This window comes from Amycolatopsis ultiminotia (assembly GCF_039536925.1).
Classification (GTDB): Bacteria; Actinomycetota; Actinomycetes; order Mycobacteriales; family Pseudonocardiaceae; genus Amycolatopsis; species Amycolatopsis ultiminotia.
Genome location: NZ_BAAAZN010000027.1, coordinates 1 through 11,608 on the forward strand (window position 1 = coordinate 1; position 11,608 = coordinate 11,608).

Annotated in this window: 12 protein-coding genes; 4 read left to right on the plus strand and 8 right to left on the minus strand. The window is 68.8% G+C overall.

The window, feature by feature from the left end; translation table 11 throughout:
• Positions 1-217: 217 nt before the first annotated feature.
• Both ABD793_RS38560 and ABD793_RS38565 read right to left on the minus strand, forming a co-directional pair.
• Complete coding sequence (locus ABD793_RS38560) at positions 218-895, minus strand: response regulator (protein WP_344868511.1); 678 nt, start codon at positions 893-895, stop codon at positions 218-220.
• Entirely contained in the window at positions 896-2,080 is a 1,185-nt protein-coding gene (locus ABD793_RS38565) for a sensor histidine kinase (protein ID WP_344868512.1), read from the minus strand. It lies immediately after the preceding gene.
• Positions 2,081-2,271: 191 nt separating this feature from the next.
• On the opposite strand from ABD793_RS38565, the gene ABD793_RS38570 reads away from it, so the two are divergent.
• Both ABD793_RS38570 and ABD793_RS38575 read left to right on the plus strand, forming a co-directional pair.
• Positions 2,272-2,538 carry a hypothetical protein gene (locus tag ABD793_RS38570; RefSeq protein ID WP_344868513.1) on the plus strand — a complete coding sequence of 89 codons (267 nt, stop codon included), beginning with the start codon at positions 2,272-2,274 and terminating at the stop codon, positions 2,536-2,538.
• 27 nt (positions 2,539-2,565) lie between these two features.
• Complete coding sequence (locus tag ABD793_RS38575; protein WP_344868515.1) at positions 2,566-3,996, plus strand: alpha/beta hydrolase; 1,431 nt, start codon at positions 2,566-2,568, stop codon at positions 3,994-3,996.
• Between the two features lie 809 nt (positions 3,997-4,805).
• Here the strand turns inward: ABD793_RS38575 and ABD793_RS38580 are convergent.
• Both ABD793_RS38580 and ABD793_RS38585 read right to left on the minus strand, forming a co-directional pair.
• Positions 4,806-5,654 carry a TetR-type transcription factor C-terminal domain-containing protein gene (locus tag ABD793_RS38580; protein WP_344868517.1) on the minus strand — a complete coding sequence of 283 codons (849 nt, stop codon included), beginning with the start codon at positions 5,652-5,654 and terminating at the stop codon, positions 4,806-4,808.
• Positions 5,655-5,769: 115 nt separating this feature from the next.
• The gene (locus tag ABD793_RS38585; protein ID WP_344868518.1) at positions 5,770-6,252 is read right to left on the minus strand and encodes a MarR family winged helix-turn-helix transcriptional regulator; all 483 of its coding nucleotides are present in this window, start codon (positions 6,250-6,252) and stop codon (positions 5,770-5,772) included.
• 61 nt (positions 6,253-6,313) lie between these two features.
• On the opposite strand from ABD793_RS38585, the gene ABD793_RS38590 reads away from it, so the two are divergent.
• Positions 6,314-7,162 carry an LLM class flavin-dependent oxidoreductase gene (locus ABD793_RS38590; RefSeq protein ID WP_344868519.1) on the plus strand — a complete coding sequence of 283 codons (849 nt, stop codon included), beginning with the start codon at positions 6,314-6,316 and terminating at the stop codon, positions 7,160-7,162.
• Positions 7,163-7,225: 63 nt separating this feature from the next.
• Here ABD793_RS38590 and ABD793_RS38595 read toward each other — a convergent pair whose 3' ends face one another.
• The 4 genes from ABD793_RS38595 to ABD793_RS38610 all read right to left on the minus strand — a co-directional run bounded on the left by ABD793_RS38595 (position 7,226) and on the right by ABD793_RS38610 (position 10,759).
• Positions 7,226-8,182, minus strand: a complete 957-nt coding sequence (locus ABD793_RS38595; RefSeq protein WP_344868520.1) for a VOC family protein — start codon at positions 8,180-8,182, stop codon at positions 7,226-7,228.
• A 19-nt stretch (positions 8,183-8,201) separates the two neighbouring features.
• Positions 8,202-9,269, minus strand: a complete 1,068-nt coding sequence (locus ABD793_RS38600) for a 4-oxalomesaconate tautomerase (protein WP_344868521.1) — start codon at positions 9,267-9,269, stop codon at positions 8,202-8,204.
• Entirely contained in the window at positions 9,266-9,970 is a 705-nt protein-coding gene (locus ABD793_RS38605; protein ID WP_344868522.1) for a 4-carboxy-4-hydroxy-2-oxoadipate aldolase/oxaloacetate decarboxylase, read from the minus strand. The genes ABD793_RS38600 and ABD793_RS38605 overlap by 4 nt, the downstream gene beginning before the upstream one ends.
• 111 nt (positions 9,971-10,081) lie before the next feature.
• On the minus strand, positions 10,082-10,759 hold the full coding sequence (locus ABD793_RS38610; RefSeq protein WP_344868524.1) for a GntR family transcriptional regulator: 678 nt from the start codon (positions 10,757-10,759) through the stop codon (positions 10,082-10,084).
• Between the two features lie 75 nt (positions 10,760-10,834).
• Here ABD793_RS38610 and ABD793_RS38615 point away from each other — a divergent pair, with 75 nt between their 5' ends.
• A complete protein-coding gene (locus ABD793_RS38615) occupies positions 10,835-11,602 on the plus strand; it encodes an NAD(P)-dependent oxidoreductase (protein ID WP_344868525.1) in 768 nt (255 codons plus the stop codon).
• The last annotated feature ends 6 nt before the right edge of the window (positions 11,603-11,608 follow it).

The following is an 11,608-nucleotide window of genomic DNA, read 5'->3' on the forward strand; positions in this document are numbered from 1 at the left end:
GTCCTGGCCTCAAACACCATCCCGTTGATCACCCGCCGGTCATCCACCCGAGGACGACCCCTCGCCCCCGACACCGGCAACAACGCCCCAATCACCAGCCACTGGTCATCAGACAACTCATGCCTACGCCCCGCAACCATGATCAAACCAGACCAGCCCCACCCGCTTTGCGGACCGGCCCCAGGGGCGACAAACCCGCTATCGGGTCGGACAGGACCTAGTCGTCTGCGTCGCGGATCAGTAGGGCGATCTGCACCCGGTTCTCGAGCGTCAGTTTGGCGAACAGATTGCCGATATGTGCCTTGACGGTCGCGACGCTGATGTGCAGCCGTTCGGCGATCTCGGGGTTGCCCAGCCCGTCCGCGACGGCTCGGGCGGTGTCGAGTTCTCGTTCGGTCAGCGTGGACAGTCGTTTCCGTGCGGCCTCGCGGGCGGAGTTGCGAGTCCGGGCGGAGTCCGGTCCGGTCGCCGCGGCGATCACCCGTGCCGTGGCCGCCGGGGACAGTACCGGGTTTCCGGCCGCGACCGTCCGCACCGCGTCCACGATCCGGGCCGGCGGAGTGTCCTTCAGGACGAACCCGAGTGCTCCGGCACGCAGGGCCCCGAGCACCAGATCGTCGGAGTCGAATGTGGTCAGCACGAGCACCCGCGGCGGCACCGGCCGGGTCAGGAGTTCACGGGTCGCGCTGAGGCCGTCCCGACCGGGCATCCGCACATCCATCAGCACGACGTCCGGCCGGTGTTCGTCCACCGCACCGATCGCGGCGTCCCCGTCGGCCGCCTCCGCGACGATCGTCAGGTCCGGTTCGCCGTCGATGACGAGTCGCAGCGCCATTCGTACCAGCTGGTCGTCGTCGACGATGACGACCCGGACCGGCTCCGGTTCGCTGTCCACTCATGCGCTCTTTTCGTGCTCTTGGCTTGGCCAGGGTAGTTGTGCGGTGAGCAGATATCCGTTGTCCGCGGTCGGGTGGTGGTCGAGTTTCCCACCGGCGAGGGTGACTCGTTCGGTGAGGCCGAGCAGCCCGAACCCTGACGTCGGCGTCCGGCCGCTCACCGTGGTTGCCGGAGAGCTGTTCCGAACGCTGACGCGTAGTTCGTCGCCGGCTGTTCCTTCGAGGAGGATGCGCACGCGCGCGCCCGGGGCGTGTTTGGCTGCGTTGGTCAGTCCTTCTTGGACGATCCGGTAGCAGGTCCGCCCGATGACCTCGGACGGGGTGCCCGGCACGGTGTCGGTGAGCGTGACGTCCATTCCGGAGGTGCGTGCATCGGCCACCAGTTCGGGAATCCGCTCGAGCGAGGGTTGCGGTGGCTCCGGGCGGCCCGGCTCGGCTCGGAGCACGCCGAGTACGTCGCGGAGTTCTTCCAGCGCCTGGTGGGAACCGTCGGCGATGCCCCGGATCAGCACGCGGTTCTCCGCGGCGGTGAGGTCTCTGCGGTGGTCCAGCACGCCGGCTTGCATCGCGACCAGGGAGATCCGGTGCGCGAGCACGTCGTGCATCTCGCGGGCGATCCGGTTCCGTTCCATTGTCCGTACCTGTGCCACTCGCGCGGCCTGTTCCCGCTCCGCGCTTTCCGCCCGGTCTCGCAGGGACCGCACTTCCACGCGCCGCGCGCCGATCGCCACGCCGACGGCCACCGCGACGCCTCCGATCAAGGTCGCGAAGGCCAGTTGCAGCCAGGTCGCACCCGGCGGGCCCGGCACCGGGTAGACCCCGCCGGTGAGCTGCGACGCGGTCAGGAAGCCCAGCCCGATGACCCCGATCTCCACCGGACGGCGACGAGTGGAGACCGAGCACAGAGCCAGCAGTGCGGCACCGAGGGCAAGGGCCGAGACAGCCGACGCGATCACGACCGTCATGGCGACGGCCAACGGGAATCGGCGCCGCCACAGAAGCACCGTCAAACAGCCGAGGGCCACCAGCGGATCGCCGACGACGTACCAGAAAGCCGGTTCGGTCGCAGGATCGTGCAGCAGCACACCGGTCAACAGCCACAACGGCACGCCCAGTCCCGCGGCCGCCGCCAGCGGCCAGGTCCGGTGCCACCACCCGTGCCGTGCCGCGACGTCTGAGCTCACCTGCCCATTCTCGCGATGTTGTGCCGCCGGCGCAGCAGACCAGCGGCGGTGGCGCCCCCGACCCTGGTCGAAGGCACTACCTCGCCTCTGGTCGAGGTCGATTCGAGCCGCCGGGCCGATGTGCCGGCGGCGCCGAGCGGAAAGACTCGTGCTCGTACCGAAACAACCGGGACACGGGGGAAGGGGACGCGATGAGCAAGCGTGGCTACCGGGCACTCGAGGCGGTCGCATCGGTGATCGCCGCAGTGGCCGCCCAGGCAGTGATCCGCAGCCTGTTCAAGCAGGCCACCGAGCCGCTGTGGGGAATCCTCGACGGGCTCCTCAGCGACCGCACCGGCCAGCTGGTTCTCCTCGGATTCGTCGCACTCGCCGCAATGGCGTTGGCCGGCTGGGCGCATACCCGTCAGAAACCGCGCACCGCACAGCCCGGCGAAACCCACGACCGGGAAACGGCCTGACCACCCCGCCCTTGATCAGGAGGACACATGCGCAGAAGCTTGTCACTGGCGGTCATCGCCATCGCGGTGGCGGCCACGCTACCGGGAGTGTCGACGGCGGCGGAAACCGTGCAGTGGGGCCGGTGCTCGGAAAAACCCGGCCCGACCCGTCTGGAGTGCGCGACGCTCGAGGTCCCGCTGGACTACCGGGATCCGGATGGCAGGCAGATCGAAATCTCGATCTCCCGGGTGGCGAGCGAGAAGCCCGCGCAGCGCCGCGGGGTGCTGCTGACCAACCCCGGCGGGCCCGGTGTCACCGGACTGGGTTACCCGGCGGTACTCGCGGCTTCCGGGCTGCCGCAGGAAGTGCAGGACTCCTACGATTTGATCGGCTTCGACCCACGTGGCGTCGGCCGCAGCGCGCCGGTGACCTGTGATCTGACACCGGAGCAGCTGACCCGCGGCGGCCTCGCGCCATACCCGCACAACGCGAGCGACGTCACGCGGGCGGCGGGGAACGCGCGGACCATCGCCGAGCAGTGCGCCACTTCGCCGACGTCGTGGATGCTGCCGTACATCACCACCGCGAACACCGCACGTGACATGGATCGGATACGGGCGGCGCTGGGCGAGCCGAAGCTCTCCTACCTCGGCGCTTCCTACGGCACTTCCCTCGGTTCGGTGTACACGACGCTGTTCCCCGGGCAGAGCGACCGGATCGTGCTGGACAGCAATCTGGGGCCCGGTGGTTACGACTACGCGGCCAACCGGTTGTTCGCGCGCGGGATGGAGGACCGGTTCCCGGATTTCGCGGCGTTCGCGGCCGCGCATCCCGAATACGGTCTTGGCAGCACACCGGAGCAGGTGACCGCGAAGTACTTCGAGCTGGCGAAACGGCTGGACGAGCGACCGATCGGCAGTTTCGACGGCGCGACGTTCCGTCAGATCACCTTCGAAGACCTCTACCGCGACCTGCCCCCGTTGGCCAAGGCCTGGCAGGCCCTCGACCAGGACGGCACGCCACCGCCCGTTCCGCCGATGGACGAGAACGCGACGGCCAGTCGTTTCTACGTCGTCTGCGGTGATTCGCGGTGGCCGGGGACAATTGCGGAGTACCAACGGAATGTCGCGGCCGACCGGCTGCAGTACCCCATGCTGGGCCCGGCCATGGCCAACATCGGACCGTGCGCATTCTGGCCGCACGAACGGGTCGAGCCGCCGGTACGCATCGGTGACCGGGGTCCGTCGAACGTGCTGATGGTGCAGAACGAGCGTGACCCGGGAACACCGCTGTCCGGCGCCGAGAAACTGAGGCGGGCCTTCGGAAAACGGGCCACGATGGTGACCGCCGACCAGGGCGGGCACGGCGTCTACCCCCTCGGCCGCAGCACATGCGCGAACAACGCGGTGACGAAATTCCTGACCACCGGCCACCCCCCGACGCACGACCTCACCTGCGCGGCAGAGCCGAACGAATAGCCGGGACCGAAGCCGGGGCCACGGACGGCAGGTCCGTGGCCCCTTTCCGGACCAAGCCTGCTCGCGAAACCTCTTGGCCACGTGTAACAGGCCCTGCCTGGGAGTCGATACCGATGCATCGATCCTCGCGGGGAGGACGCCTTGAAACACATCCTTATCGCAACGGTTTTGTTGCTCGCACTGCTCGGGGTCGCCTGCGCTGCCGGCACGGAACCCATACCGACGAAACCTTCGCTTCCCCAGGCGACATCGTCGGCGGCTCCGAGCCAGCGTGCACCCAGCACAACCGCTTCAAGCCCGAGTAGCACCTCGCGGCCCGCGGCAGCGAAGACCGGGACGACAAAGTCACGGCCTCCGAAGCGGTCTGCTCCGACTGCCGGCTACCAGTGCCGCGACGGTGACGAGGTGGTCTATGCCGTCTGTGCCGGCCACAAGGATTGGGTTGATGGACAACGTGAATTCGCGGCGTGCGTCAGTGGCGGCGGCGATTGGGACCAGCAGCTCCAACGGTGCATCTCTCCATCACGCACCAAGACGTCGAGTCCCGACGGTACGCGCTCCAGCGACCACGGGTACCGCGAAGCCGACGGCGAAACTTACGACTGCGCAAGAACCGGTCAATCCGCGGACAGCTGCGCAGCGGGCTGACCAGAACGCATACGGGTTTCAACCACTCCGGTCGCTGCTGTTCGCCGGCGAGCAGGTGCAGCAGCTCACCGGCCCGCCGGAGGGCGCTGGCAGAACGTAGCCGGACACGAAAACCTCCTGAACTCGACCGATCGAATGTTCGGTTGAACGATTGGGTCCAGTCAACGCGTGGCGCGAACCAGGTCGAGTGCGAAGCCGACGTACTGGCGCGCGACCACCTCGGGAGACAGCCCTCCTTTCGGAGACCACCAGGTCGGCAGCGCCGTGCACATCGTGACGACTGCGCGCGCCGCTTCCTTTGGCAGTGGCGCGTGCATCAGCCCACGGCGGCTGCCCTCGATGACCTCGTCGTCGAGCATGTGCTGAACGTCCCTGCGCGCCTTGGCAATCCGCGTGCGGTGCGGTTCCTCGACGCTACGCATCTCACTGGCGCCGATGAAGCCCAGTTCGCGCCGGTGCGTGTGGTACAGCGCCAGGCATTCGACGAGCCGGGTGAACCGCTCGACCGGCCCGTCACCCTCGGCACGCGCCGCGCGGCAACGTGTCTGCAGATCGTCCATCGCCAGGTCCAGCAGTTCCACGAGCAGGGCCTGTTTGGTCGGCCGATGGTGGTACACACCGGCGACCGACAAGCCCGCGCGCTGCGCCACGTGCCGGATGCTCGCACCGTGGTAGCCGAGTTCGACGAACGCCTCCAGCGCCCCGGCCAGCGGCGGAAGGAGGTGCAACGGCGGGAAATCGCGCCACGAAACGTTTTCACCGGGCACCGGGTCGCGCAGCACCGCACCCTCGGTGCCGAACAGTACCGCCGCGAGGTTCAGCCGGTCCTCGGTAATCCGGGTGAGCCCGTTCTCCACGGCACTCCAGGTCCCAGTGCTGACACCCAGTTCCTTGGCGACATCGCGCAACGTGAGCCCCGCCTCGCGGCGTGCTTCGCGCAGCCGCCGCCCGAGCAGCTCGCGTTCGGCATCCGGCAATGCGTGCTCCCCCACGTCGGCGACCTCGCTCATGCCTGACAGCGTGGCCATTGCCCGGCCACGGTACCGCCACTTGTTCAGTATTACCAATCATCAGCTCGGTGAACCCGAGGGGTTCCGCCGCGGTGATCGCAGACCGCCCAGGAAGTCAGGGCAGTTCCTCTTCGAGTCGGCGGTGTAGTTCGTGGAGAGTCTCGCGTACGAGCTTGAGCCTCTCGGGATCCAGGCCGTCGACGGCGCGCAGGGCGAGATTGCGGTAGGCAGCCTGCATCCTGTGCAGTGCCGCGCGGCCGGTGGACGTGACTTCGAGCAGTTTGGCCCGCTGATGGGCAGGATTGGGACGGTACCGGCCGAGTTCCTCATCGACCAGGAGATCCGCAACGCGCTGGACGCTCTGCCGCGTGTGGCCGAGCCGGCAGGCGATGGCCCCGACCGGAGCGGCTTCGTCCTCGACCTCCGCCAGGACCTGCCAGCGCGCCAAACTCTGCCCGGTGGGCCGGGCGATGCCGTTGCCGACCGCTTCGATCACGTCGGCGAGCCGGACGACCTGGTCGACCAGCGCACTGTAGGCGTCACAGGCCTGCCCGCCATCCTTGACAGCATGCTGTCGTATCACTACCTTGTCAGCCATGACAGTATGCTGTCATGCGCCGGCGTGACCGGCAAATCGGCTCGGGAAAGAGAACTCACTCATGCACATCGGTATCGGACTTCCCAATCAGGTACGTGACGTCGCCGCGTCAGTCCTTCCACAGTGGGCGGAGCAGGCCGAACAAGCCGGGTTTTCCACCCTCGCCACGACTGGGCGTTACGCATACCCGAGCGTGAGCGACACGGTTGCACTGGCGGCCGCCGCGGGAGCGACCACCACGATCGGCCTGCTCAGCGCGGTCCTGCTGGCCCCGACCTGGCCCGGCGCCTTACTGGCCAAGGAGATCGCGGGCATCGACGGTGTTTCCGGAGGCCGGCTCACGCTCGGCGTCGGAGTCGGGTCCAGCAAGGACGAATTCTCCGTGCCGGGACACGGAATCCACGGCCGTGGCGCGCGATTGGACGCCGACCTGGCGACCTACCGCGACGTGTGGAACGGCGAGCCGGTCGGCGGCGGGCCGAATCCGGCCGTGCCGTCGGGAACCCGGCAAGTCCCCCTGTTGTTCGGCGGTTACTCCGCTTCCACGCTCCGCCGCATGGTGCGCTGGGGCGACGGCTACATCGGCGGTTCACTCCCGCTCGCCATGACGTCGCCCAGCTTCGAAGCGGCGAGACGAGCCTGGCAGGAGGCGGGCCGCAATGGCAGCCCGAAACTCGTCGTACTCGCCTACTTCGCACTGGGTGACCGCGAAACCGGCCAGGCAAATATCCGCGACTTCTACCGGCTGGCGCCCGCGGAAATCGCCGCGAACGCGGTACTCTGCACCACCCCTGAAATGATCAAGCAGCTTATCGCGGACTACTCCGGCCTCGGCGTCGACGAGATCATTTTCGTCCCCGCCACCGACAACCTCGACGACCTCACCCGGCTCGCCGATATCGTCGGGTGAACAGCCGGCCGATCCCTTGTGCGGCGCTCGGTCCTGCAGTTTTTCGTGGTTCTCCCGCCGGAGTCATGCCACCGGCGGGGTGCCGTGGGTGTGGAAGGACTCGATCGTCTTCAGGCCCCATGCTTGGCCCCTTGCCCGCTCGGCTTCGGTCCAGGTGACCGGTTCCCAGTCCGGGGCGGTGACCAGCCTGGCGGTCGGGTTGCACAGTTCGACGCGGTTGCCGCCGGGTTCGTAGAGGTACAGGAAGAACGTTTGCTGGATGGCGTGTTTGTGCGGGCCGGTCTCGATGTGGACGCCGCTGTCCAGTGCGATGTCGGCCGCGCGCAGGATGTCGTCGCGGGTGTCCGCGGTGAACGCGATGTGGTGCAGCCTGCCGTTCGAACCCGTCCAGTCGTTGGTGTAGACGATGTCGTAGGACTTCTGCGCGAAATGCGTCCACTGCCCGGAGATCACGCCGGTGTCGAGCCTGATCTGCTCGGTGACCCGGCCGCCGAGTGCCTCGCAGATGAACTGCCCGTTGACTTCCGATTCCTGGGCCAGGTAGTTGACGTGGTCCAGGCGGCGGACGCCGACCCCGCGCCCCGGGTAGGCCTGCGCCTGGTTTTTCAGCGCCGGCCGCAAGTGCTCCGGCGGATCGTAGCGCTCGGTTTCCCAGTAAAGCTCGAGTTCGTGCCCGTCCGGGTCGCGGAACACGTACGTGGGTCCGATTCCGGTGTCGCCGTCGGCCCAGCCGACGCCGAGGCCCCGCTCCTCGAGCGCCAGCACGCGCCGGTTGAGTGCTTCCTCGCTGGAGGCACGCAACGCCGTGCGACCGACACCGGACGTCGCGGCCGCGGTGAGTTTGAGGCTGTGGTGCTCGTAGTCGTCCCAGGTGCGCAGGTACACCGAATCGCCGTCGGTTCCGTTCTCGGTCAGTCCGAGCACGTTCACGAAGAACTCCAGGCTCTGCTCCGGTGCCGGGGTGAACAGCTCGACGTGACCGAGGTGCGCGATCTCGTGACGCAGCGCGGACTGGGGCATCGCAGCACTCCTTGTGAGATCAGGGACGGGGGAAAACCGCGCCGTCGAACAGTTTCCGCGCCGTGCGAAGCACCGTCGACCGGCGGACGCGCGGGGTGGCGGCGTCGGGGTCGAACTCGATGCCGATGGCGAGCTTGCCGCTCGCGTGCTCGATCTCGACCGGCGCACCGGCAGCCGGGGCCACCAGGAGATCGCCGCCGACCGCGCCGTCGAGCAGCAGTGCGGTCACGACGCTGACGCCGCCGAGGACGCCGATCGAGGTGTGCGGCCGGACCGGGATGAACGTGCGGGTGCAGATCGCGCCGCCCGCACGAGGCGCGGCGACGAGCGTGGTTTTGGGCACCGACGTGGATTTCACGTCGCCGAGGCCCATCAGCTTCCCGGCTTCGATGCGCAGCGCGTCGATCCGCTCGGCGAGTGCGGTGTCGGCCGCGAGCTCGTCGACGGATTCGTGGCCGCTGACGCCGAGATCGGCCGCGCGCGCCACGACGACCGGCATCCCGTTGTCCACACAGGACACTTCGATGCCGCCGATGTCGTCGCGGACGTTGCCGGTGGGCAACAGGCCGGCGCACACCGAACCCTCGGTCTCGGTGAAGTCGAGTTCGACCGGTGCCGCGGTGCCGGGTACGCCGGAGATCGCGGTATCGCCGCGGTAGTCGACTTCGCCACCGGGAGTGGCGAAGGTGGCCACGGCGATGGTGCCGGTGTTGAGCAACCGCACCCGCACGGTGGTCCGGTCCGGTCCGGCCGGGACGAGCCCGCGTTCGACGGCGAACTGCCCGACCCCGGCCAGCAGGTTGCCGCAGGTCTGGCGATCCGAGACGGTCGGCTCGTCGACGCCGAGCTGCAGGAACAGATAGTCGATGTCGTGGCCGGGATCCTCGGCCGCGGACACGATCGCGACCTTGCTGGTGAGCAAGTGCGCACCGCCGACGCCGTCGATCTGGCGCGGGTCGGGGGTACCCATGATCCGCAGCAGCAGGTCGTCCCGCGCGGCCGGGTCCGCAGGCAGGTCATCGGCCAGGAAGTAGGCGCCTTTGGAGGTGCCCCCGCGCATGAGCATGCAGCGCACGCCGTCGGTCATACCTGCTCCTTCTCGTACTCCTCGGCGGTCAGGTAGCGGACGCCGAGGCTGTCCAGCTTTTCGCGCAACCGGTAGCGGTCAAGGCCCAGCTGTCCGCCCTCGAACGCTTCCCGCGCCGCGGCTTCCTTCTCCAGCCGTGCCTGCGAAGCGTCCAGTCCGGTTTGGACATCCTCGCGGCGCACGCGCAGCACGCCGTCGTCGTCGGCGAGGACCACATCGCCGGGACGGACGAGCTGCCCGCCGACGACGATTGGCACATTCACCGCGCCCGCGGTCGCCTTGACCGTCCCTTGTGCGCTCACCGCGGCCGACCACACGGGGAAACCGAGCGCGCGGAGGTCGGCGACGTCGCGGACCCCGGTGGTGGTGACCAGGCCCCGCACCCCGCGACGACGCAGCGCGGTGGCGAACAGCTCACCGAAAAGCCCGTCGTGGCAAGGGGAAGTGGTGGTCACGACGAGGAGATCGCCTTCCCGGCACTGCTCGACGGCGGCGTGGATCATCAGGTTGTCACCAGGCCAGCACAGCACGGTGACGGCGGTGCCGCCGGCGCGCACGCCCTCCTGGATCGGCCGGAGTTCGGGGCCGAGCAGCCCGGAACGGCCGAGCGCCTCGTGCACGGTGGCGACTCCGTAGTCGGCAAGACGCGTCGCCTGCTCCAGGTCGGCACGCGGCGGATCGGTGACGATGACGGGCTTCATACCGCCACGGTAATTTTGGTCGACGAAATTGTCAACAATTTTGGTGCACAGGAGGCGCACAGCAGACGGCCGGCCAAGGGCGCCAGGCGGACCTGCCAGGTACCCACCCGGTCAAGCGTGCAGTGGTGCGGCCTCTGCGGCATCGGCCGCCTTCAGTGCTTCGATCACGCTCGTCAGGTGGGTCCGCGCGGCCTCCGCTGCTTCGTACGAGTGGTGCGCGCAGATCGCCTCGATGATCGCCAGGTGCTCCGGCAGCGAGACCTGCGGACGGCCGGGGCGCATTGCCAGGCGGAACTGGTGGCGCACGCTCTGGCCGCGCAGCCGTTCCAGTACCTGCTCCGCGGTGCGCTGGCCGCTGATCTCGCGGACCCGCCGGTGCAGCTGCTGGTTGAGACCCGAGTAACCGACCACGTCCCCGGCCGTCACCGCGGCGCGCATCGCTTCGCCCAGCTCACGCAGCTCGCCGACCTCGTCGTCGGTCACCCGCTCGGCCGCCTTCGCCGCGCACAGCGATTCCAGCGCCATCCGGACCTCGGAGATCTCGACGGCCTCCTCCAGCGACACCGCGCGGACCCGGGCACCCCGGTTCTGCACCCGCTCGACCAGCCCCTCGTTGGTCAGTTCGATCAGCGCGGCACGCACGGTCGCGCGGCTCGCGGTGAACTGGGCGGACAGATCCGCCTCGACCAGCCGCTGGTTGGGCACGAACTCGCCGCGGACGATGGCGTCGCGGATGGCCGCCACCACGGAACGCTCCCCCTGCTGCCGATCCGCAGCACTCTCGGTCATGCCTCGGCTCCATTTGTTGACAATTTTGTCGAGCACATCGTGTACTCGATCGTAGCTTGCAGGGAGGATTCTGCTATGAACGCAACCATCGCGGTACTGGGACTCGGCGAAGCAGGCAGCGCGCTCGCCCGCGACCTGGTCACCGCCGGGGCCGTCGTGCGCGGCTACGACCCGGCCGTCCCCCGGGTCGAGGGCGTCGTCGCCACCGGTTCCGAAGCCGAGGCCGCCGACGGCGCCGAGCTGGTACTCAGCGTCAACAGCGCTTCGGCAGCCGTCGACGCGCTCGAAGCCGGCCGCACCGGCCTGCGGGAAGGCGCGGCCTGGGCCGACCTCAACACCGCGTCGCCCGGCACGAAACGCACGCTGGCCGGGATCGCCGCCGAACACGGCGTGCCGTTCGCCGACGTCGCGATCATGGCGCCGGTGCCCGGACGCGGCCTGCGGGTGCCGATGCTCGTCACCGGGATCGCCGCGGAAACCGTGGCCGGCACGCTGAATCCACTGGGTGCCGCGGTCGAGGTCATGTCCGGCGACGCCGGGCTCGCCGCCGAACGCAAGCTACTGCGCAGCGTGTTCTTCAAGGGCATGTCGGCCGCCGTGGTCGAAGCGCTCCAGGCGGCGCGCGCCGCGGGCTGCGAGGACTGGCTGCGCAAGATCATCGTCGACGAGCTCACCGCCGCCGGCGCGGCCACCGTCGACCGGCTGGTCGACGGTTCGTACCGGCACGCCGTCCGCCGCACCACCGAGATGGCGGCCGCCGCGGAGATGCTCGGCGAGCTGGACGTCCGCGCCGACATCGCGGCGGCCGCGCGGGACCAGCTGGCCACTCTCAGAGATTGTTAACAATCA